This window comes from Delftia sp. ASV31, from assembly GCF_016428765.1.
Taxonomy (GTDB): domain Bacteria; phylum Pseudomonadota; class Gammaproteobacteria; order Burkholderiales; family Burkholderiaceae_C; genus Comamonas; species Comamonas acidovorans.
In genome coordinates, this window is the sequence record NZ_JAELTK010000010.1 from 14,232 (window position 1) to 36,306 (window position 22,075).

Sequence of the window (22,075 nt, forward strand, 5' to 3'; positions counted from 1 at the left end):
CAGCATGCAGCCATAGACCACCCGTCCAAGGCTGCCCCCATGACCGAGTCCACCCCCCTCACTGCCCGCCCGCTGGACGGCGTGCGCATTCTCGACTTCACGCGCGTGCTGGCCGGGCCGCTGTCCACGGCCCTGCTGGCCGACCTGGGCGCCGAGGTCGTCAAGATCGAGCCGCCGCAGGGCGACGACTACCGCGCCATCGGCCCCATGAACAACGGAGAAAGCGCGCTGTTCACGGTGATGAACCGCAACAAGCAAAGCCTGGTGCTGGACCTCAAGCATCCCGAGGCCGTGGCCCTGGTCCACGAGATGGCCGCCCAGGCCGACGTGGTGGTGGAGAACTTCCGGCCCGGCGTGGCCGAGCGCCTGGGCATAGGCCCCGCGCAGCTGCGCGCACTCAATCCGCGCCTGGTCTACGTCAGCGTCTCGGGCTTCGGCCAGACCGGGCCGCTGGCCCACCGGCCGGCCTACGACATCATCGTGCAGGCCATGAGCGGCCTCATGGAGGCCACGGGCGAGCCCGATGGCGCGCCCACCGTGGTGGGCGAGGCCGTCAGCGACGTGGTGGCCGGCCTGTTCGCCTCCTGGGCCACGCTGGCCGCGCTGCTGCAGGCGCGCGCCACGGGACAGGGCCAGCAGGTGGACGTGGCCATGTTCGACACCACGCTGAGCTTTCTGGCCACCTCGGTGGCGCGCTACCTGTTCACGGGCCGGCCCGCGCGCCGCGTGGGCAACCGCCATCCGCTGTCGGCCCCCTTCGGCGTGTACCGCGCAGGCGACGGCCACTTCGCGCTGGCCGTGCTCAACAACAAGCTGTTCGCCGCCGCCCTGCAGGCCATGGAGCTGGGCGGGCTGGCCGGCGACCCGCGCTTTGCCAGCGACGAATCACGCTCGGCCCACGAACCCGCGCTGCGCGAGGCCATCGAGACCTGGGCCGGCAGGCATGAAGTGGCGCAGGTGGTGGCCGCGCTGGATGCGGCCGGCGTGCCCGCCGCCCCCATCTGGAACATTGCCCAGGCGCTGGAGTCGCCCCAGAGCCAGGCACGCGGCCTGCTCGGCGCGGTGCAGGACCCTCGCCTGCCCGGCCTGCGCCTGCCCACCCAGCCCGTGCATTTCAGCGGCGCCGCACCCAACCGCGCCGAGCGCGCACCGGCCCTGGGCGAGCACACCGACGCCCTGCTCTCGCAGTGGCTGGGCCGGGGCGCCGAAGCCATAGCCGCGCTGCGCGCATCCGGTGCCCTGGGCACTGCAGGCGCGGCCCCCTCTTCCCCATCACATTGAGCGAACCTCCATGAACTTCCAACGACTGGGCACCACCGCCGACGACCACGCCATTGCCGATGCCGTGGCCCGATTTGCCGACGACGCGCTGGCGCCCTTGGCGCAGCGCATGGACGAGGAAGCGCTGTCCGCCACCTGCCATGTGCCGGGCCTGTCGGCCCTGGGCGTGATGGGCATGAACCTGCCCGAGGCCCTGGGCGGCCCGGGCGTCACGCCCACGGCCATGCTGCTGTCCCTGGTGGCCATCTCGCGCGCCTGCGCGGCCACCTCGTCCATGATCGGCGCCCACTACCTGGGCACGGACGCCGTGCTCATCGGCGGCGACGATGCCCAGCGCCAGCAGTGGCTGCCGCGCTGCGCCAGCGGCCAATGGCTGGCCGCCTTTGCGCTGACCGAGCCGCGCGGCGGCTCCCACCCGGCCGACATGCGCACGCGCGCCGTGCGCGATGGGGACGACTATCTGATCACGGGCGTCAAGCACTTCATCTCCAACGCCGCCGAGGCACGCTTCATGGTGGTCTTCGCCAAGACCGACATGGAGGCCGGCGCGCGCGGCGTCAGCGCCTTCATCGTGCCGCATGACCTGCCCGGCATCCAGGTCTCGGCCCCAGAAAAACTCATGGGCATCCGCGGCGGCCATGCCTTCGAGGTCTCGCTGGACGGCGTGCGCGTGCCTGCCAGCCACCGGCTGGGCGCCGAGGGCACAGGCTTCAAGACAGCCATGAAGGTGCTGGACAACAGCCGCCTGGACGTGGCGGCCACCGCCCTGGGCGTGGCCGAGGCCGCCCTGGCCGCCGCAGCGCAATGGGCCAATCAGCGCCTGGTCGGCGGCGAGCCGCTGGCCACGAAACAGGGCATCCAGTGGAAGCTGGCAGACATGAAGCTGCGCCTGGAGGCATCGTGGGCACTGACCATGCAGGCCCTGGCCTTGCGCCAGGCCGGCCAGCCCTTCACCCAGCACTCGGCCATGGCCAAGCTGCATGCGTCCGAAATGGTGGGCTTCGTCACCGACGAAGCCCTGCAGATCCACGGCGGCTACGGCTACACGCGCGAAATGCCGCTGGAGCGCCTGGTGCGCGATGCGCGCATTTTGCGCATCTACGAAGGTTCGTCCGAAGTGCAGCGCAGCATCATTGCGCGTGGGGTGCTGGGCGGCAGCTGAATGCAGCAGCGGGTGGCTAGGAGAAATCTGAAAATGGCACCCTCGCGCCCGCAAAAGGCCGTTGATGCAGAGCGGTTCAAACCCCAGGTCTTCCCTGGACCTTGCGAGGGGGCGCAAAATGGCGGCTGTTGCGGCCTTCGGGCCGCAGCGCATTTTTTGCGGGAAGCGCCCGCATCCCGCTCCCTCCCGCGCCAGCCGCCTCTGCCGAAAGAAGTCTCCGTTGTCCGCCGCGCATTCCGTCCTGCAAGCCGTGTTCGGCTACGAACAATTCCGCGGTCCGCAGGAAGCCATCGTCTCGCACGTGGTCGCCGGCGGCGATGCGCTGGTGCTCATGCCCACGGGTGGCGGCAAGAGCCTGTGCTACCAGGTGCCGGCCATCGTGCGCCAGCAGCAGGGCCACGGCGTGGCGGTGGTGGTGTCGCCGCTGATCGCGCTCATGCACGACCAGGTGGGCGCGCTGCACGAGGCAGGCGTGAGCGCCGCCTACCTGAACTCCACGCTGTCCTATGACGAGACGCAGGAAGTCGAATGGCGCCTGCAAAGCGGCGACATCACCCTGCTGTATGCCGCGCCCGAGCGCCTGAACACGCCGCGCTTCCTGGGCCTGCTCGACGACCTGCATGCCCAGGGCAAGCTGTCGCTGTTCGCCATCGACGAGGCCCACTGCGTGAGCCAGTGGGGCCATGACTTCCGCCCCGAGTACCGCGCGCTGAGCGTGCTGCACGAGCGCTATGCGGGCGTGCCGCGCATTGCGCTCACGGCCACGGCCGATGCGCTGACGCGCGCCGACATCGTCGAGCGGCTGCAGCTGGAGAGCGCACGGCACTTCGTCAGCAGCTTCGACCGCCCCAACATCCGCTACCGCATCGCCGAGAAGAAGGACGTCAGCAACCAGCTGCTGCGCTTCATCGAGCGCGAGCACGAGGGCGAGGCCGGCGTGGTCTATTGCCAGTCGCGCAAGCGCGTGGAGGAGCTGGCCCAGACGCTGAGCCAGGCCGGCGTGCCCGCCCTGCCCTACCACGCGGGCCTGCCCTTCGAGACGCGCCAGCTGCACCAGGACCGCTTTCTGCGCGAGGACGGCATCGTCATCGTCGCCACCATCGCCTTCGGCATGGGCATCAACAAGCCCGATGTGCGCTTCGTGGCCCATGTGGACATGCCCAAGAACATCGAGGGCTACTACCAGGAAACCGGCCGCGCAGGCCGCGACGGGCTGCCCGCCGATGCCTGGATGGCCTACGGCCTGTCCGACGTGGTCAACCAGCGCCGCATGATCGACGAAAGCCCTGCCGAGGACACCTTCAAGCAGGTCATGCGCGGCAAGCTCGATGCCCTGCTGGGCCTGGCCGAGGCCACGGACTGCCGCCGCGTGCGGCTGCTGGCCTACTTCGGCGAGCAGTACGGCCTGGGCGCACCGGGAGAAGACGCAGAGACGGACCTTGAAGGCCGGCCGCTGCAGCGCGTGGCAAAGACCGCCTGCGGCAACTGCGACAACTGCATGGAGCCCCCGGCCCTGTGGGATGGCACGGACGCCGCGCGCAAGCTGCTGTCCACCATCTACCGCGTGCACGAGGCCAGCCAGCTGACCTTTGGCGCGGGCCACATCATGGACGTGCTGCGCGGCAAGGACACCGAGAAGGTGCGCCAGTATGGGCACGACAAGATCTCCACCTTCGGCCTGGGCAAGGACTACAGCGAGCCACAGCTGCGCGGCGTGATGCGCCAGCTGCTGGCCACGGGCGCCCTGGGCCTGCACAAGATCACCAGCGAGAACAGCGGCCACAGCTTCGACACGCTGTGCCTGGCCGATGGCTCGCGCGACGTGCTGCGCGGCAATGTCCCCGTGCAGCTGCGCGAGGCCGTGGCCGCGCCGCGCACGCGCACCTCCAAGCGCGCCACCCAGCCCAACGCGGCCGCCGCCAGCCTGGGCCCCGACGCCCAGGTGCGCTTCATCAATCTCAAGGCCTGGCGCGCCGAGGTCGCGCGCGAACACAACCTGCCGGCCTATGTGATCTTCCACGACGCCACGCTGGCCGCCATTGCCGAACGCAACCCGGCTTCGCTGGACGACCTGCAGGGCATCAGCGGCATGGGCGCCAAGAAGCTCGACGCCTATGGCGCCGAGGTGCTGCGGGTGGTGGCCACGGGTTGAGGCGCATAGCCCTCATGCACATCGCTTGGGGCTGGCTCCACCATGAGAAAAGGCCTGCACCTCCATGGCGTCAGGCCTTTTTCGTGAAACCGGAACCCCTTACTGCGCCAGCACCCTGAAGGTCAGCGTGTAGTTGTTGCCGTACTGCGGCGCGGCGGCGCCGGCGGGGGCGTCGGCGCGGTAGCGCACCAGGGCCAGGTAGATGCCGGACTTGGGCAGGGCGTAGGAGATGCGGCCCTCGCCATCGGTGGTCAGTACATCCACGCTGTGCTGGCTGGCCAGGTCCATGGCCGAGCGGAAGATTTCCACCTTCTGCGCGGCCAGCGGCTTGCCGTCGTATTGCACGGTGAAGTCGAACTTCTCGCCCGCGAACAGGTCGGCGGGATGCGTGACGGGCACGATCTCCAGGCCCTTGCCTGAGGGCGCGAGCGCGGCCCGGCTGGGCTTGCCCACCGTGATGTAGGTCTCGGAGACCGACAGCGACTGGTAGTGGCTCAGCAGCCTGGCATCGGCCGGCGTGGGCGTGGCGGGATCACGCGCGGTCTCCACCTTGCCGTTGCGCTCCCACGAACGGAAGACGGCGCCCAGGCGCGGGCCGGTGCTCACGCGGTAGGTGCCCTTCTCGTCGGGCAGTTGGTGCTCGGCGACGGTGCGGGTCTTGAACTGGCGCACATCGGCCATGGGCGTGACCGAGCCGTCGGGCGCCGTCACGGTGAAGCGCGTTTCGCCAAAAGCCACTTCGGGGATGAAGAACTTGTCGGCAAAGCTGGCGTCCACGCTGATGACGGCCCGGGGCGAAGCCTCGAAGCTGGTGGGCAGCAGGTAGGGCGTATGGGCCTGGGCGGCGATGCACACGGCCGACAGCAGCGGCAGCCACCAGGCCAATCGCTTGGATAGGGTTTTGGCCATGTCCGCTCAGGGCTTCTTGACGTCGTTCTTGTCCACGACGCCATCGGCATTGACGTCGGCTTCCTTGAAGCTGCGTTCGGCGATGGCCATGTCTTCTTCCACGGTGTATTTGCCGTCGCGGTTCCTGTCCACGATGCCGAAGCGCACATGGGCCTGCTTCATGGACTGGGCATAGCGCTCGTCGGGCTGGCGGCCCGCGTATTGCTGCTTGAGGCGGGCCTCGAACTCGTCCACGTACTCCTTCTCGCTGAGCCAGCCGTCGCCATTGGTGTCGCCGGCCAGGAAGCGCTGCTTGCGCACGGTGTCGTACTCCTGGCGCGTGACCACGCCATCACGGTTGGCGTCGTAGCTGCCCATGAAGGCAGACTGGCCATGCCCGCCCGCAGGCTGGGCCGGGCCGCTGGCGGACGGTGCCGTGGTCGATGCGCAGGCGGTGAGCAGGGCCGCCAGGCCGGCAGCGGCCAGCATGCGGTGGGACAGAGAGAACTCGATCATGAAACGACTCCTGAAGTAGGCAGATACAGCGGCGGCTGCGATGGTGGTGGAGGCTTTCCGGCCGACACCGCCGCTGTAGGGAAGGCCGGCCGGCCCCTGGAGAAACTCCTCGGATCCGCGCCACGCGGCAAGTGAAGGTGGCGTGGATGCAATGGCATGGTGCGCAGGGTGCTCAGAACGCAACGTTCATGGACACGGCGAAGGTGCGGCCCGGGTTGCTCAGCAGCTCGATGTCGCGGCGGTCGCGCGCCACGCCGGGCTGCAGGCTGCGGGTGCTGGAATAGTCCCAGTAGCGCTTGTCGCCCAGGTTGTAGATGCCGGCGTTCAGGCGCACGTTCTTTGCGACCTGCCAGTAGCCGGCCAGGTCGAAGATGGCATAGCCGGGCACGCGGAACAGCTCGGTGGTCGAGTCGGTCAGGCCGGTGCCCGCGTTCAGGTAGCTGTCGCGGTTGGTGGCCACGGCCTGCTTGCCCGCGACGAAGGTGCCGGTCAGGTTCAGGCCCCATTGCCGGGCCGGTGCGTCATAGCCCACGCCGACGATGGCCTTGCGCGGCAGCACGCTGTCCAGCGGCACATCCTTGTCGCCTGCGTAGTAGGACTTGGAGGTGCCGCGGCTGATGCCCAGCGCCCAGGTGGAGTACAGGCCCCTGGCGGCGGGCATCCACTGGCCGTGGTCCAGGCGCGCGCTGGCCTCGAAGCCGTAGATCTTTGCGCTGTCGCGGTTCTCGGCCTGGTAGATGGTGCCGATGTGGGCGGGCACGTTGACGAACAGGTCGGGACGGCCCGCGCGCAGGTAGCGCGTGTAGGCGATGAAGTCGGAGTACCTGGTATAGAAGACCGAGCTGTTGAAGGTCACGCCCGGCGTGGGCGACCCCTTGAGGCCGAAGTCGAAGGCATTGCTGCTTTCCTCCTTCAGTTTGGGGTTGCCCACCAGGGCGTACTGGCCTGCCGCGTTGTAGTTGCTGGCCATGTTCCACGAGCCGAAGATCTCGCCGGCCGAGGGCGCTCGCCCGCTGCGCTTGAACTGGGCATAGGCGCTGAACGTGGGCGTGAGGTCATAGACCAGGGCCAGGCTGGGGCTGAGGATGGTGTTGCCGCGCGTGCCACCGTAAATCTTTTCCACATCGGCGGCCGTGAGCACGCCCGAGACGAAGTTGTCCAGGTCGCGTGTCTTGATCTCCACGCGGTCCACGCGCAGCGCGGGAATCAGCGCCAGGCGGCGGCCGCCGGCCTGGAAGCTGATCTCGTCCTGCAGGAAGGCGCCGTAGCGGCGGGTGGTGGTGTCGGGCTGGGGCTTCATAACGGGCGTGCCGGTAGCGAAAACGTTCCACGGACGCTCCGTGTCCTGTGTCGATGCATTCACGCCAAAGCTCAGGCGGTGGCGGTCGATGCGCTTGTCGCCCGTGCTCGAGAAACCCCAGGTGCGCGTCTCGTTGCCCGAGATGTTGTGCACCTTGGCGCCCGTGGCCAGCGTGGTGGTGTCGGTGACGTCGTTGGTGTCCGTGTTCTGGAAGTACAGCCGCGTGTCCAGCTGGTCCACCCAGGCGCCGGCCGGTGTCCACAGGTGCTGCAGCTGCAGCGTGTTGCGACGGGTGTCGCTGTTCTGGCGCGAGCTTTCGGTGATGCTGGTGTTGGTGGTGTCCCAGCCGTGGAAGGAGGTGTCGTTCTTGCGGCGGTACAGGTCGGCCGACAGCACCAGGCGGTGGGCCGGGGCTATGCGCAGGCCGCCCTTGAGCAGCAGCGCGTTGGAGTTCCAGTCGTCGGGATAGCTGTTGACGATGGCGCTGTGGTTGCGCGTCTCGTGGCCGTCGCGGCGCGAATAGGCGATCAGGCCGTCGAGGTCGCCCGAGCGGCCAGCGGCCGTGAAGCTCTCGTTCCAGGAGCGGTCGGCCGTGTCGTGGCCGATCTTGCCGCCCAGGTAGGAGGTCTTGCCGCCCACCAGGTAGTCCTCGGCGGACTTGGTGCGAAAGCCCACCGATCCGCCGATGCCACCGGCCGCGCGCCGCGCCGTGGTGGTGCCGGAGAGGATGTCCACGGCCGAGAACATCTCGGGGTCGATGAAGTCACGGCCCACGCCGAAGGTGTTGGCGCCGACACGGCTCACATAGGGGCGCGTGGTGGCGTCGGGCATCTCGACGCCGTCCACATCCATGCCGATGCGGTTGCCCTCGATGCCGCGGATGTTGTAGCCCGTGGTGCCCGAGCGGTCGAAGCTGCTGCGGTTGCGGCTGGTGCCCGAGGCCGTGCCGGGCGCTGAGACCAGCGGCTGGTAGCGCACCACATCGGCCATGCTGCCGGCCTGCTCCAGCGCCGGGCCGCTGACGGTGGTGGAGGCGCCCGGCGTGCGCTGCACGGGCTCGGCTGCATCGACCACATCGACCTGGGCCAGCGCCTTGGTGGGAGCCTGCGCCATCAGCCGGGCCTCATCGTCCGCAGTCTGCACATGCGTCTGCGTCTGCGTCTGCGTCTGCGTCTGCGCCCAGGCGCCGGGCGAGGCCAGACCGATCACGGCGGCCTGCACGGCCACGGCCAGCAGGCTGTGCCGCAATGCCGGCGTGCGCGAGGGGTTGCAGGAGAGGGAGAGGAAAGACGAACGCGAAGACACAGCCATGGCGGGAATCGGGGAAAGAGGGTTGCTGGCTAGCTGCCGACCTGTCCGCGGAGTGCTCTTGCGAGACCATTGCTCCCCCCGTGTGTGATTGTTCCTGCTGGCTTTCCGCGATTCTCCCATCAATTGATAATGATTATCATTTGTTTTGTCTCATTTACGTCACAGGGGCCGATCCAGGCTTCGCGCGGCCTCCTCCACAAACCCCACACAAAGACTCGACAGCGCAGCAAGATTGCCCGCTCACACTGCGGCGGCTGAATATCTGGAGCCCTTTGCTGTGATCAATAACGCCCAACTTCTGGCCGACGAAGCCAAGTACTGCTCGTTCGGGGATACCGTCCACTACGTCAACCCGCCCAAGATCTTCTCGGGCTGCGAAGGCAGCTACATGTACGACGAGGCCGGCACGCCCTACCTTGATCTGCAGATGTGGTATTCGGCCGTGAACTTCGGCTACAAGAACAAGCGCCTCGAGCAGAAGATGATCGAGCAGCTGCAGACCCTGCCCCAGGTCGCCAGCCAGTACCTGCACCCCACCAAGATCGAACTGGCCAAGTTCATTGCCCAGGATGCGGAGCGCAAGTGGGGCCATGCCGGCCGCGTGCACTTCAACGTGGGCGGCGCCCAGGCCATCGAGGACTCGCTCAAGGTCGTGCGCAATGCCAGCGGCGGCAAGAGCCTGATGTTCGCCTTCGAGGGCGGCTACCACGGCCGTACGCTGGGCGCCTCCAGCATCACCTCCAGCTACCGCTACCGCCGCCGCTACGGCCACTTCGGCGACCGCGCGCAGTTCATCCCCTTCCCCTACCCGTTCCGCCGCCCCAAGGGCATGACGTCCGAGGAATACGCGGACTCCATCGTCCGGGAATTCGCGCGCAAGTTCGAGAACGAGTACCACGCCATCTGGGACCCCAAGACCAACCAGTGCGAGTACGCGGCCTTCTACGTGGAGCCCATCCAGGGCACGGGCGGCTACGTCGTGCCGCCACCCAATTTCTTCAAGGGCCTCAAGAAGGTGCTGGACGACCACGGCGTGCTGATGGTGGTCGATGAAATCCAGATGGGCTTCTGGCGCACGGGCACGCTGTGGTCGGTGGAGAACTTCGGCGTCAAGCCCGACGTGCTGGTCTTCGCCAAGGCGCTGACCAACGGCCTCAACGCCCTGTCGGGCCTGTGGGCGCGCGAGGAGCTGATCAACCCCACCATCTTCCCGCCGGGATCGACGCACTCCACCTTCGCCTCCAACCCGCTGGGCACGGCCCTGGGCCTGGAAGTCATGAAGATGACCCACGAGATGGACTTCGGCCGCCAGGTGCGCGAATCGGGCGCCTACTTCCTCGAAGGCCTCAAGGAACTGCAAAAGCGCCACAAGGAAATCGGCGATGTGGACGGCCTGGGCCTGGCGCTGCGCGCCGAGATCTGCACCGAAGACGGCTTCACGCCCAACAAGGCGCTGCTGGACAAGATGGTGGACATCGGCCTCGAAGGCGGCCTGGAATACCAGGGCCAGAAACGCGGCCTGGTGCTGGACGTGGGCGGCTACTACAAGAACGTGATCACCTTCGCGCCCTCGCTGATGATCTCGCGCCCCGAGATCGACGAAGCCATGGTCCTGCTGGACCAGTTGCTCACGAAAGCCAAGGCGGCCTGAAGGCGCGATGCCCGCAGAGCGCCTGCACAACCAGCTCGAACCCCCAGGCCTGCTCGCGCAGTTCGCGGCCCATCCTCCCGAGGGCTTCGCACTGCTGCAGGACTGGCCGGCGCCGGCCTTCACGGCGCCCTTCGATCTTCTGACCACGGCGGACGACGCGCTCAAGGCGCGTCTTTTGTCGTTGCCCGGTGGCGGCTGGCTGTCGCGCCGGCTGCGCCTGTCCACCGACTTCGTGGGCACCACAGTCAGCGAGTACGCCGTGCTGCCCATGGGCACCCCTGCCGCCCGGCAGGCTGCCGCGCTGCGCGCGCGCGCAGGCCGGCGCATGCTGACCATCGTCAAGGACCTGCCCCAGGATTCACCGCTGCTGCCGGACGCCGACAACGCCCACGCACGGGCGCTGGCGCAGGCGCTGGCCGATGCGGGCTTCATCCTGGTCGAAGGCCAGGCCCTGGCCCATGTGCCCATCGACTTCTCCAGCCTGGACGAATACCTTGCACGCCTGTCCAGGAGCCGCCGCCAGAACCTGCGCCGCAAGCTCAGGAGCCGCGCGCAGCTGCAGGTGCAGCGCATTCCCACGGGCGCGGCCTTTGCCGATGACGCCTGCGTCGATGCCTACTACGCGCTGTTCGATGCGGTGTATGCGCAAAGCGAGATCCACTTCGACAGGCTCACGCGCGATTTCTTCGCGGCCCTGCTGCGCGATGCAGGCAACGGAGGCACCGTGTTCGAGTACCGCGCGCTGCAGGACGACGGCACGCCCGGCGCGCTGCTGGGCTGGAACCTGTGCTTCGAGCACGGCGGCAAGCTGATCGACAAGTACATCGGCCTGTCCTACCCGGCCGCGCGCGAGGCCAATCTCTACTTCGTGAGCTGGATGGTCAACCTTGAATACGCCATCGAACGCGGCCTGAGCCACTACGTGGCCGGCTGGACCGACCCCGAGGTCAAGGCCCAGCTGGGCGCCAGCTTCACCTTCACGCAGCATGCGGTCTTCATCCGCAATCCGCTGCTGCGCGCACTGGGCCGGCGCTTTGCCGGCCACTTCGAAAGCGATCGCCAATGGAGCGAACAGAACTGAATGCCCAGCCCGTGGTGCTGGATGTGGATGGCTCGGTGGGGACCTTGCCCGGCGAGCTGCGCCTGCCGCTGCAGGACTGGCAGGAGCAGGTGCGCTTTGGCTGCGGCCTGCGCCGGTTTGCGCAGTTCCGCGCGGCGCTCGACGCGCAACTGCCCGCCGCGCATGGCACGGCCCTCATGGGCAGTGGCGACTTCCACCACCTGAGCTGGCCGCTGATCGAGCGCTGCATCACCGCCCAGGCCCTGTCCGCGGGCCGGCCGCTGCGCGTGGTCGTGCTGGACAACCACCCCGACAACATGCGCTTTCCCTGGGGCGTGCACTGCGGCTCCTGGGTGCGGCGCGTGGCCCTGCATCCGGCCGTCTCGCATGTGCATGTGGCCGGCATCACCTCCGGCGACATCGGCCGCGCGCACGCCTGGGAGAACTACCTCACGCCACTGCGCGCCGGCCGCCTGAGCTACTGGAGCGCGGGCGTGGACACGGGCTGGGCGCGCCGCCTGGGCGTGGATGCCGCCTTTCGCGGCTTTGCCAGCGTGGCCGACCTGTCGCGCACGCTGGCGCGCATGCTGCGCGAGCAGGCCCAGCCCACCTACCTGAGCATCGACAAGGACGTGTTCGCGCCCGATGTGGTGCGCACCAATTGGGACCAGGGCCGCATGCAGGAAGGCGAGGCCCTGGACATCATCGGCGCGCTGGCCGGCCAGATCGTGGGCAGCGACATCACGGGCGATGTGTCCTCCTGGCGCTACACGACATGGTGGAAGCGCTGGATGAGCGCCGGAGACGGCCAGGACACGCAGATCGACGCGCAGACGCTGGCCACCTGGCAGCTGGGCCAGCATGCCTTCAACGAACGGCTGGTCGAATACATCCAGACCTGCACCAGCCCCTAGGATCCGTTCACACCCCGCATCCCCCCACGTCCGCGCACCGCGGCCGACCGCAAGACAGGAGGCAACCCCATGATCGACCGGCTGACCGAAAGACTGCTGCAGCGCAGTTTCACACCCCTGGTGCGCGAGGGACTGCTCGAAATCTGCCTGCCCTGGGGGCGCATGCTGGCCTTCGGCGACGGCGGCCAGCCGCAGGCACGCATCCGCTTCACGGACAGGCGCGCACTGTGGGCCCTGATGCGCGACCCGGACCTGAACCTTGGCGAGATGTTCATGCAGCAGCGCCTGGCGGTGGAGCGGGGCAGCATCTACGACGTGCTGGAGCTCGTGCTGCGCAACGCGCGCAACCTGCCCGTGCCGGCCAGCGTTCGGCTGCTCGATGCCTGGCGCATGCGGCTGCGCCCGCTGCTGCAGCACAACCGCCGCGGCAAGGCGCGCGCCAACGTGGCGCACCACTATGACCTCGACGACCGGCTCTATCGGCTCTTTCTGGATGGCGAGCGCCAGTACTCCTGCGCCTACTTCGAGCATGGCGACGAAAGCCTGGAGCAGGCCCAGCGGGCCAAGATGCGCCACATCGCCGCCAAGCTGCTCGTGGAGCCCGGCCACCGCGTGCTGGACATAGGCTGCGGCTGGGGCGGACTGTCGCGCTACCTGGCCGAGGTGGCTGGCGCGGGCCATGTGACGGGCGTGACGCTGTCCGGCGAGCAGCTGGCGGACGCCCGCCAGCGTGCCGGCCAGTCCCCGTGCGCGGACCGCCTCAGCTACCGCCTGGAAGACTACCGCGACACGCGCGGCACCTTCGACCGCATCGTCTCGGTGGGCATGTTCGAGCATGTGGGCACGCGTTTTCACGACGCCTTCTTCCGCCAGTGCCGGCAGCTGCTGTCCGACGATGGCGTGATGCTGCTGCACTTCATCGGCAACAGCGATGTGCCCGACTTCAACAATCCATGGATAGAGCGCTACATCTTCCCGGGCGGCCACATCCCGTCCCTGTCGGAGTTCACGCCGGCCATCGAACGCAGCGGCCTGGTGGTCACCGATATCGAAGTGCTGCGCCTGCACTATGCGCGCACGCTGCGGCTGTGGCGCGAGCGCTTCATGGCGCGCCGCGACGAGGCCGCCGCGCTCTACGACGAGCGCTTTTGCCGCATGTGGGAGTTCTATCTTTCCATGTCGGAAGCCGCCTTCCGCTACCAGGACATCGCCATTTTCCAGGTGCAGCTGGCACGCCGCCAGGAAGCGGTTCCGCTCACGCGCGACTATGTCGCCGAACGTAGCCAGGCCCTGCGCGGGCGCGAGTCACCGCCCGGCGCCACGACACTACCTGGCGCCACGCAGGTCGCAGCCGTCAGCCAGGCGCGGCGTGCGGCCCCTCCAGCAGACTGAGCAAGGCCTCGAAGCGCGCGTCGTCGAACCACAGGCTGTTGCCCACGGCCACCAGGCGCCGTGCCCAGTCGCGCCCCTGGTCCACCACGTCCTGGCGCGCCAGGCCCAGCACATGGTCGTAGCGGCCATAGTCGGGCAGCACATGGACGAAGGGCAGCGACAAACCCCAGCCCCGCCCCCATTGCGCGCGCAGCAGCGCATCGCGCGTGGCGGCATCGCGCAGGCGCAGCAGCAACACGGGCCAGACGCCTTGCGCACCCGGCACGGTGTCACCCACCACCTCGATCCCATCGAAGGCCGACAGCCAGGCGCCGCGCTCACGGGCCTGGCGCTGCAGTTGCTGCTGGAAATCCGCCAGCCGCGCCAGCGCGCGCCGGCCCACGCGGCGGCGCCAGGCGCCCAGTTCATGGCGGGGAATGGCGTCGTCGAAATCATCGCCGGCGGCCTGCACCCAGTCGCTGCGCGACAGCGCAGCGCGCAGGGGGCGGCCATAGGCCAGGTCCAGCCCGGCGGGGCGGTACAGCGCCGCATAGCCCAGCAGCTCCAGGCTGCGGCGCAACTCCCAGCCCCGGTCCTGGCGCACGCTGGCCGCATGTGTCTCGCGCAGTGCCTCGCGCAGCGCAGGGTCGCGCGCCAGCAGCACGCCGCCCTCGAAGGTGGTCAGGCCCTTGCCCACGGCCAGGCTGTAGAAGCCCACATCGCCTTGCCAGCCCACGGGCTCGCCGCGCAGGCGCGCGCCCAGGGCCTGGGCCGCGTCCTCCACCACCCAGGCGCCCACGGCGCGCGCGCAGTCCACGGCCGTGGCCACGTCGGCCACGCGGCCGCACAGATGCGTGGGCAGCACGGCCAGGGTGCGTTCGCTGCACAGGGCGCGCAGGCGCGCGGGGTCCATGTCCAGCGTGTCGGCATGCAGATCGCACAGGCGCAGTTGCAGGCCGCAGTGCGCCACGGCCAGGGCCACCAGCGGGCAGGTATAGGCGGGGGCGATGACTTCGCTGCGGCCCGGCGCCAGGCGGCGCAGGGTCTGCAGCGCCACCATCAGCGCCGAGGTGCCCGAGCATTCAAGCTGCACGGCGGGCACGCCCAGCCATTGCGCCAGCGCCGTCGCCAGGTCCGCATCGCCCCAGGGCAGCAGGTCGGCCGCGCGCAGCGGCAGGCCCGCCGTGGGCGGCAGCACGCGTTCAGCCACGGTGCGTGCCGTGCTCGGCCGAGGCCGCCAGATGCGCGGCGCCCGCGCTGGCCGAACCCGCGCCCGGGTTGCCGCCCGCATGGCCCGGCGTGTCATCGTCTGCGCCGGGCCCCTCGGCCTCCTGCGTCTCGCTGACGGCCAGGCAGGCGATGCCGGCCACGATGAACAGGCAGCCGATGATCTGGGGCATGCCTATGCGCTCGTCGAACAGCCAGTACGACAGCGCCAGCACGGAAAGAATCTCCAGGTGCGATGCCGCAAAGGCCGGGCCGATGGGCGCGCGCTTGAGCAAGGTCATCCACGAGAAAAAGGCGCCGATGTAGCCCACGAAGGCGCCATAGATCCAGGGCTGGCCGAACACGCGCGCCAGCCAGGCCGTGGAGAACTCCAGCGGCAGCGCCGCATTGCCGGCCTGCTTGAAGCTCAGCTGGGCCAGCGTGTCGAAGGCCATGAGCACCAGAAAGCCAATGAAATAGAAACGTTTCATCTCAGTTATTCACGGGGCTGCGCGCCGCCCGCATCGTATGAAACTGGCGAGCCCCAAAGCCTGGGACACCGAGGAAGGGCCGCCCCGCCCCGAGGGTGTCGTCCCCCTCCCGCGAAGCGAGAGAGGGGGAAGGCGCGAAGCGACTCAGGGGGTGCTGTTTCATCTCAATGCAGGCCCACGATGGCGACGCCTATGGACACGAGGACAATTCCGGCGACCCGCATGGGTGCCAGCTTCTCGGCAAACAGCAGCCGGCCCGCGATCATGATGGCCACGATGTTGATGGAGCCCAGCAGCACGCCTTCGGACAGCGGCACCAGCGAGAGAAAGGCCAGCCACAGCACAAACTCGGCCACGTAGCAGCCCACGCCCAGCCACAGCCAGGGCCTGGAGGCCATGAAGCGCCAGCGTGCCAGGCCGTCGAGGTCACCGGGCTGGCTGGCGGCGGCCTTGAAGGCCAGCTGGCCCCCGCTGTCCACCAGCACGTTCAGCACCCACAGCGTGATGACCAGCGGCGAGAGATCACTGCCCATGCCGTGCGGCCTCCGCAGCCCGCACCTCGCGGGGGGCGGCACCGCTGGCGATGCGCGCCACGAATTCGGTGGTGCGCGCGATCACGGTGCGGCGGTCGCGGTCGATGGTGACCATGTGGTAGCTGTTGTCCAGCAGCACCAGCTCGACATGGGCCTGGCTGGCGCCATGCACGATGTCATGGGCGTTGGCCACCGAGGAGATGTCGTCGTTGCGCGCATGGATGACCAGGCAGGGCGAGCGCAGCTGGGGCAGTCGCGCCAGCACATGCGCCGAGAGGCGGCGCAGCTCGATGATGGACCACCAGGGATTGCCCGGCAGGCCGGCCGCCGCGCTGTCGCCCGAATGCATTTGCTCGACCACGCGCGCGCGCAGGGCCTCGTCCTTGATGCCGTAGGGCGGCTGCTCCATGAACACGCTGTGGCGGCCAATGCCCAGTGCGCGGAACAGCGGCAGCAAAAAGGCCAGGCGCGTGTAGAAGGGAATGCTCCAGCCGTCGTAGCGGAAGGTGGTGGACAGGGCGCAGACGCCGTCCACCTTGTCGGGGTGGCGCTGGGCCACGGCCAGGGAGAGCACGGCGCCCATGGACAGGCCGCCGACCACCACATGGTCCATGTGCTGCGACAGTCGCTGCAGCCCGGCCTCCACGCTGGCCAGCCAGTCGGTCCAGCGCGTGTCCACGAGATCTTCCATGCTGCCGCAATGGCCGGCCAGCTGGACCGCATAGACGGTGAAGCCCTGCTTGTTCAGCCCCTTGGCCAGCAGGCGCATCTCGGCCGGCGTGCCCGTAAGCCCGTGCACCAGCAGCACCCCGGTGCGCGCGGCCGCGCCCGTGCCGGGCATGACGAATTCATGCTCGGTCACGCAGACGCTGTCCAGCCCCGTGGCAGGCTCGCTGCGCTGAACGGCGTCGAATCCATCGGCCATGTTCATGCCAGCGCCTCCAGGCCCAGGACGACCTTGTCGAGGAGGGACGTGGCCTGCTCGAAATGCTCGAAGGGCGCATGGGCGATGCCCCGGCTTTCGCAGTGGGCGATGAGCTTGTACTTGGCCAGTACGAAGTCGGCCCGGCCCGAGACGCAGAAGTCCGAGGTGCTGTCGCCCACGTAGAGCACGCGGCCGTGCAGGGCCTGCTGCTCGGCCAGGCGCTCGCACTTGCAGTTGCCGCTGGCGCGCGCGCACTGCGCGCTGGCCCAGGGGGAGTCCAGGCGCCAACTGCGCTCGCCGGTCTGCACCAGGCGGTTGGCGATGACCTGCAGATGGCCCAGGCCATGGCGCTCCAGCACATGGCGTATGGCGTAGTCGATGCCGTCGCTGACCACCTGCACCACCATGCCGTGGGCCTGGGCGGCAGCAACGAAGCCGGCAAAGCCGGGGTCGATCTCGATGGTGTCCAGGTGGGCGCGCAGCTCGGCCTCGTCCATGTCCAGCAGCGCGACCTGGCCCTTCATGCATTCGCGCGAGCCGATCTCGCCGCGCTCCCAGGCGTCTTCCAGTTCCTGCCAGCCGGGCTTGCCGAAGCGGTTGAGCAGGGTGTCGGTCACGTCCAGCAGGCTGATCGTGCCGTCGAAGTCGCTTTGCACCATCCAGCCGGGGGCGGCGCTGTCCAGATACAGGGGAATGCGCTTATTCATGAAACTGCACCCTTACGTTTTGACCCACGCGCACGGCGGCGGCGGGAGCTTGCTCGAAGACCAGCACGCACTCGATGACACGCACCGGCCCGCGCTGCTGGTCGTCCTGCAGCCGCGCCGTGCCATAGACGGGGCTGATGCGCAGCACGCGTGCCGAAGGCAGCTGCTGCTGTGCGGCGCCATCGGCGTCCAGCGTCACCGTGGCCTGCATGCCTTCGCGCACGGCGGCGGCGAAGCTTTCGTTGATTTCGGCGCGCACCTGCAGCGGGCGCTGCGGCAGCAGCACCACGGCCGGCGTGCCGGGCACGGCCTGGCTGCCCGCATGGGTGGCCAGGCGCACCACGGTGCCGGCCTCGGGCGCGCGCAGTTCCTGGCGCTTGTGCTGGGCGCGCAATTGTTCGAGCTTGCGCTGTGCCACCTGGGCCTCGGCCGCGGCCACGTCGATCTCGGCCTGGGCATCGCGCAGCGCCTGCGCGGCCTCGTCCACGTTCTGCGCATCGGCGGCGCCTTCGCGCGCTGCGGCCTGCCAGCGCGACAGGGTCTGCTTGAGCTGGGGCAGGCGCGCGGCGCGTGCCTTCTGGCGGGCCTTGGCCAGCTGGGCCTCGGACTCGGCCACCGCCAGGTCGGCCTGGCCCGTGTCGTCGGCCAGCCTCAGCAGCAACTGGCCGCGCTGCACGGACTGGCCTTCCTTGACGGACAGCTGCTGCACCACGCCGGCCACGGCGGGCGACAGGTCCAGCAGGCCGCCTTCCACCTCGATCTTGCCGCGCGCCACGGCCACGGACGCCGGGCCGTTTTGCTGCGCCTTGGCGCTGGCCTGGCCGGCATTGGCAGGCGCATCGTGCGAAGGACCGCAGCCCGCCAGCAGCGCGGCGGCGGCCAGCGCCGCAGCCAGGCCCGCAGTGGAAGCGGAAAGGCCGCTCAGTGGGTGCTTCATTCTTTTTCCTTGATGGGGCAGGACTGGCGCCAGTCGCTGCGGATGGCGCCGTCCTCCATGCCGAGCACGCGGTCGGCATGGCGCACCAGGCGCGGGTCATGGCTCACGCACAGCACGGTCGTGCCATGGTTGCGCGCCGCGCGGTGCAGGATGTCGATGACGCGCTGGCCGCTTTCGGCATCCAGCGCACTCGTGGGTTCGTCGGCAAACAGCAGCTGCGGCGCCTTGGCCATGGCGCGGGCGATGGCCACGCGCTGCTTTTCGCCGCCCGACAGTTCGGCCGGGCGCATGTGGGCGCGGTGGGACAGGCCGACCTCGTCCAGCGCCTGCTGCGCGCGGCGCAGGGCCTCGTCGCTGCGCAGGCCCATGTAGCCCAGGGGCAGCTGTACCTGCTCGATGGCCGTCAGCGCCGGGAACAGGTTGAAGCCCTGGAAGACGAAGCCCGTGTGGCGCAGGCGGAATTTCTCCAGCGCCCGCGTGCCCAGCTTGCCCAGGTCCTCGCCCAGCGCCATGGCGTGGCCGCTGTCGGGCGCCTGCAGGCCCGACATCAGCGACAGCAGCGTGCTCTTGCCGCAGCCCGAGGGCCCGGAGATGAGGCTCAGCTCGCCCGGGTACAGCGACACGGACAGGCCTTGCAGCACCTGCACGCTGACCATGCCCGACAGAAAGGACTTGCACAGGCGCACGGCCTCCAGGCTGGGTGCCGTGCGGGGCGCCGCCGTGGGCGCGGGGGAGTGGGCATTCATCACGTTCATGGGGTCTGGCCGTCTTCAGCGCAGCAGCGTGGCCGGGTCGGCACGCAGCAGGCTGCGCATGGCGCCCAGGCCCGACAGCAGGGACAGCACGGCCACCAGCACGGCGCAGGCCAGCACGGCCGATGCGTTCAGCGCCACGGGCACGCGGTAGGCCATGGCCAGGGCCAGCAATACGGCGCTGGCCAGCGCGGCCATCACAAAGCCCAGACCGCCGATCCAGCAGGCCTGCTCGACCACCACGCGGCCCAGTGCCGCGCGGCTCACGCCCAGCGCGTTGAGCACGGCGTACTCGCGCGAGGAAGCGGCCACCACGGCCTTGAGCGACTGGCTGGTGACCACCGAACCCACCAGGCAGACGATGACGGCCATGAACAGCACGCCCGCGCCGGCGCCCGTGTCGAACATCCAGTAGCGCTGCGAGCGCCGCGCGAATTCCCTGGCCGTCCAGGCCTCGTAGGGGCCGAAGCTGGGCGTGGGCTGGTTCAGGCGCTGCTTCACGGCCTTGGCCGAGGCGCCCGGGCGCACGCGCGCCACGAAATAGGTGCTGCCCTGGCCGGGGTCGCCCGCAATCTCGCGGGCCGTGGCCAGCGAGGCCAATACGTTCACGCCGCCCAGGCCACGCAGGCCGTCCACGGCCGCCACCACCTGCACGCGGTGGTTGTTGACCCAGGCCACGCCGCCCTCGCTGGTGCCCAGGGTCTGCAGGTCGGCCCGGTCCACGATCACGGCGCCGGTCTCGCGCAGGCGCTGGCGCTGCCAGGGCTGGAGCACGTGGGAAAACAGCATGGAGGCGTCATCGGTGGCAATGCCCGACAGGTAGACCGACACGCCGCCGCCGTGATCGCTCGCCGCGCCGCCGGCGGCCGAATCCGAACGCCAGTCGCCGTCCACCCAGACATAGGGCTCGACCGCCGCGACATCGGGGTCCATGCGCAGGCGCATGTCCACGTCCCGGCCGATGGTGCGGCCGAAGTTCACGCTCTGCGTGCCCGGGTAGCCGACCCACAGGTCGGCCGAGGAAGCCGTCACATACAGCGCGGCCGATCCGAAGATGCCCAGCACCAGCGCGGCCTGCATGGCCAGCAGCACGCCGGAGAAGCCCACGGCGAAGACGGAGGGAATGAAGCGGCGCCACTCGTGCACCAGCGTCTTGCGTGCCAGGGCGATCATGAGGGCGCCCCTTCTGCCCGTGGAGCCGGCCGCGCCATGCCGCTGTCGGCGTCGTCCTTGTCCTCGGCCGGCAGCGGCGCGCCGCCCAGGGCCTTGTACAGCGCCACATAGGCCAGCGCATGGGCGGCCAGGGCCGTGGTCTGCTCGCTGCGCGCCTGCAGCGCGGCGCGACGGGGCGCCAGGCCGCCGAATTCGCTGTCCAGGCCCAGCTTCAGGCGCTGGTCCTGCACGCGCTCGCGCTCGGCCAGCACCTGCTGGGTGGACTGCAGCGAGGCGATGCGCTCGCGCTGGGCGTCCAGCGCGGCCAGTGCGGACTCGACCTCGGCCACGCCGTCGAGCACGCTCTGGCGGTAGGCCTGGACGGCGGCCTGCAGCGCCAGCTCGCTGGCGTCGGCCTGCGAGCGGCGGCGGCCCCAGTCGAACAGGGGAATGTCGATCTGCGGCCCGAAGGTGGGTGCGTTGTCCTGCGTGGTGCGGTAGTTCTGGGTGATGTTGAACGAGTACAGCAGCGAGCCGCCGAGCACGAAGCGCGGGTACAGCGCGGCATGCGCAATGCCCTGCTCGGCCGCCGCGCGTTCCACGGCGGCCTGCGCCACCTGGATGTCGGGGCGCGTGCGCAGCAGGTCGGCCGGCAGGGCGGCCACGCCCAGTGCCTGGGCACCGGGCAGCGGGGCCTTCGCATCGGCCTGCAGCCACTGGGCATCGGGCCGCGTGCGGCCCAGCAAGGCGGCCAGCATGTGGGCGCTGCGGGCCTGGGTTTCGCGCAGGCTGGCACGCAAGGCGGCGCTCTGGCCGGCCTGCAGTTGCAGCTGGTGCACGGCCTCTGCCGTGCCCAGGCGCTGCTGCTGGCGCACCTGTGCCAGTTGCAGGGCACGCGCATCCAGCAGTGCCTGTTCGTCGATCAGGGCGCGCTGGCGCTGGGCCATGCGGATGTCCAGATAGCGGTGGACCACATCGGCCACCAGGGCCACGCGGGCCGCCTGCAGTCGGCCCCGTGCGTCAAGCACGGAGGCGGCGGCATTGCGCTCGCCGGCCTCGCGGGCGCCGAACAGGCCCAGGTCCCAGCTCACGTCGATGCTGGCGTGGAAATACGAGTCGATGGCCGCAATGTCCTGCAGCGTGCGCGCACCGGCCGTGAACACGGGCCGGAAGGCCGAGCCGGCCGTGCCGGCCAGCAGCCGTTGCTGGCGCAGGCGCGACTGGGCCTGGGACAGGTCGAGGTTGGCGGCCAGCGCCTCCTCGACCAGGGTGTTCAGGGATTCGTCGCCCCAGGCCTTCCACCAGCCCTGCAGGTCGGGCGCCGCGGCCGAGCCAGGTGCACCCGGCGCGGCGGCGGGCAAGGGCTGCGTCCACTGCGTGGGCACCGAGCCGTCAAGCTGCGCCGGAGGCGGCGAGGAGCAACCGGCCAGCGCCAGGGCGGCGCCCAGGCACAGGCTGGAGAGGCGATGCGTCGCGGCGGCGTGGTTCACGGGATGGACAGGCGGGAGGGGATGATCGAGGGGAGGGCCGGGAAAACGAGGCCAGGGAACCATGTCCCCGGATAGCCATTGGACGCGGCCAAGCTTGCGCGAGGTTGCAGGCTTTATGGAGGAAACATGGAGAACGCGACGCCTTGCGGGAGCCTCTCTGCCCCAACCCGGGCGAGAGCCAGTTGCGGACGCCCCGATCACAGCGGACTCGGATGATTCCGAGTTTATTTTCAGAACGCTCCAATTCCAAGGCCGCATGCAGGTCAGTACATTGGC

19 protein-coding genes are annotated in these 22,075 nt (G+C 69.4%); 7 read left to right on the top strand and 12 right to left on the bottom strand.

The genetic code is table 11. The features are described from left to right. Window positions 1–39: 39 nt before the first annotated feature. From JHD82_RS05635 to JHD82_RS05645, 3 genes are all read left to right on the top strand, one after another. On the top strand, window positions 40–1,281 hold the full coding sequence (locus JHD82_RS05635; RefSeq protein ID WP_199135670.1) for a CaiB/BaiF CoA-transferase family protein: 1,242 nt from the start codon (window positions 40–42) through the stop codon (window positions 1,279–1,281). Window positions 1,282–1,291: 10 nt separating this feature from the next. After that, window positions 1,292–2,443 (top strand): acyl-CoA dehydrogenase family protein, encoded by a 1,152-nt coding sequence (locus JHD82_RS05640; protein WP_199135671.1) that lies wholly within the window; start codon window positions 1,292–1,294, stop codon window positions 2,441–2,443. 220 nt (window positions 2,444–2,663) lie between these two features. Continuing rightward, window positions 2,664–4,595 (top strand): RecQ family ATP-dependent DNA helicase, encoded by a 1,932-nt coding sequence (locus JHD82_RS05645; RefSeq protein WP_043780224.1) that lies wholly within the window; start codon window positions 2,664–2,666, stop codon window positions 4,593–4,595. Between the two features lie 99 nt (window positions 4,596–4,694). Here JHD82_RS05645 and JHD82_RS05650 read toward each other — a convergent pair whose 3' ends face one another. From JHD82_RS05650 to JHD82_RS05660, 3 genes are all read right to left on the bottom strand, one after another. After that, the gene (locus JHD82_RS05650) at window positions 4,695–5,504 is read right to left on the bottom strand and encodes a DUF4198 domain-containing protein (protein ID WP_199135672.1); all 810 of its coding nucleotides are present in this window, start codon (window positions 5,502–5,504) and stop codon (window positions 4,695–4,697) included. 6 nt (window positions 5,505–5,510) lie between these two features. Further along, window positions 5,511–5,999 carry a hypothetical protein gene (locus JHD82_RS05655; RefSeq protein WP_199135673.1) on the bottom strand — a complete coding sequence of 163 codons (489 nt, stop codon included), beginning with the start codon at window positions 5,997–5,999 and terminating at the stop codon, window positions 5,511–5,513. Between the two features lie 172 nt (window positions 6,000–6,171). Continuing rightward, the gene (locus JHD82_RS05660) at window positions 6,172–8,610 is read right to left on the bottom strand and encodes a TonB-dependent hemoglobin/transferrin/lactoferrin family receptor (RefSeq protein ID WP_199135674.1); all 2,439 of its coding nucleotides are present in this window, start codon (window positions 8,608–8,610) and stop codon (window positions 6,172–6,174) included. 277 nt (window positions 8,611–8,887) lie between these two features. On the opposite strand from JHD82_RS05660, the gene JHD82_RS05665 reads away from it, so the two are divergent. From JHD82_RS05665 to JHD82_RS05680, 4 genes are all read left to right on the top strand, one after another. Next, on the top strand, window positions 8,888–10,261 hold the full coding sequence (locus JHD82_RS05665) for an aspartate aminotransferase family protein (RefSeq protein WP_034397609.1): 1,374 nt from the start codon (window positions 8,888–8,890) through the stop codon (window positions 10,259–10,261). Window positions 10,262–10,268: 7 nt separating this feature from the next. Continuing rightward, window positions 10,269–11,342 carry a GNAT family N-acetyltransferase gene (locus JHD82_RS05670; protein WP_199135675.1) on the top strand — a complete coding sequence of 358 codons (1,074 nt, stop codon included), beginning with the start codon at window positions 10,269–10,271 and terminating at the stop codon, window positions 11,340–11,342. Then, window positions 11,324–12,235 carry a hypothetical protein gene (locus JHD82_RS05675; protein WP_199135676.1) on the top strand — a complete coding sequence of 304 codons (912 nt, stop codon included), beginning with the start codon at window positions 11,324–11,326 and terminating at the stop codon, window positions 12,233–12,235. The genes JHD82_RS05670 and JHD82_RS05675 overlap by 19 nt, the downstream gene beginning before the upstream one ends. A gap of 69 nt (window positions 12,236–12,304) precedes the next feature. Beyond that, the gene (locus JHD82_RS05680; RefSeq protein ID WP_199135677.1) at window positions 12,305–13,627 is read left to right on the top strand and encodes a cyclopropane-fatty-acyl-phospholipid synthase family protein; all 1,323 of its coding nucleotides are present in this window, start codon (window positions 12,305–12,307) and stop codon (window positions 13,625–13,627) included. Here the strand turns inward: JHD82_RS05680 and JHD82_RS05685 are convergent. The 9 genes from JHD82_RS05685 to JHD82_RS05725 all read right to left on the bottom strand — a co-directional run bounded on the left by JHD82_RS05685 (window position 13,590) and on the right by JHD82_RS05725 (window position 21,799). After that, window positions 13,590–14,816 (bottom strand): DegT/DnrJ/EryC1/StrS family aminotransferase, encoded by a 1,227-nt coding sequence (locus tag JHD82_RS05685; RefSeq protein WP_199135678.1) that lies wholly within the window; start codon window positions 14,814–14,816, stop codon window positions 13,590–13,592. The two genes, JHD82_RS05680 and JHD82_RS05685, sit on opposite strands and share 38 nt — an antisense overlap. After that, entirely contained in the window at window positions 14,809–15,303 is a 495-nt protein-coding gene (locus JHD82_RS05690) for a multidrug efflux SMR transporter (RefSeq protein WP_012202071.1), read from the bottom strand. Before JHD82_RS05690 ends, JHD82_RS05685 begins: the two co-directional genes overlap by 8 nt. Before the next feature lie 164 nt (window positions 15,304–15,467). Continuing rightward, window positions 15,468–15,836: an EamA family transporter gene (locus JHD82_RS05695; RefSeq protein ID WP_012202070.1), complete on the bottom strand. Its 369-nt coding sequence runs from the start codon at window positions 15,834–15,836 to the stop codon at window positions 15,468–15,470. Further along, window positions 15,826–16,767: a carboxylesterase gene (locus JHD82_RS05700; protein WP_199135679.1), complete on the bottom strand. Its 942-nt coding sequence runs from the start codon at window positions 16,765–16,767 to the stop codon at window positions 15,826–15,828. Before JHD82_RS05700 ends, JHD82_RS05695 begins: the two co-directional genes overlap by 11 nt. Beyond that, window positions 16,764–17,468 carry an MtnX-like HAD-IB family phosphatase gene (locus JHD82_RS05705; RefSeq protein ID WP_199135680.1) on the bottom strand — a complete coding sequence of 235 codons (705 nt, stop codon included), beginning with the start codon at window positions 17,466–17,468 and terminating at the stop codon, window positions 16,764–16,766. Before JHD82_RS05705 ends, JHD82_RS05700 begins: the two co-directional genes overlap by 4 nt. After that, window positions 17,461–18,405 carry an HlyD family secretion protein gene (locus JHD82_RS05710; protein WP_199135681.1) on the bottom strand — a complete coding sequence of 315 codons (945 nt, stop codon included), beginning with the start codon at window positions 18,403–18,405 and terminating at the stop codon, window positions 17,461–17,463. Before JHD82_RS05710 ends, JHD82_RS05705 begins: the two co-directional genes overlap by 8 nt. Beyond that, window positions 18,402–19,160, bottom strand: coding sequence for an ABC transporter ATP-binding protein (locus tag JHD82_RS05715; RefSeq protein ID WP_199135682.1), 759 nt, complete (start codon window positions 19,158–19,160; stop codon window positions 18,402–18,404). The genes JHD82_RS05710 and JHD82_RS05715 overlap by 4 nt, the downstream gene beginning before the upstream one ends. Before the next feature lie 15 nt (window positions 19,161–19,175). Beyond that, on the bottom strand, window positions 19,176–20,330 hold the full coding sequence (locus JHD82_RS05720) for an ABC transporter permease (protein ID WP_199135683.1): 1,155 nt from the start codon (window positions 20,328–20,330) through the stop codon (window positions 19,176–19,178). After that, window positions 20,327–21,799: an efflux transporter outer membrane subunit gene (locus tag JHD82_RS05725; protein WP_199135684.1), complete on the bottom strand. Its 1,473-nt coding sequence runs from the start codon at window positions 21,797–21,799 to the stop codon at window positions 20,327–20,329. The genes JHD82_RS05720 and JHD82_RS05725 overlap by 4 nt, the downstream gene beginning before the upstream one ends. Window positions 21,800–22,075 lie beyond the last annotated feature (276 nt).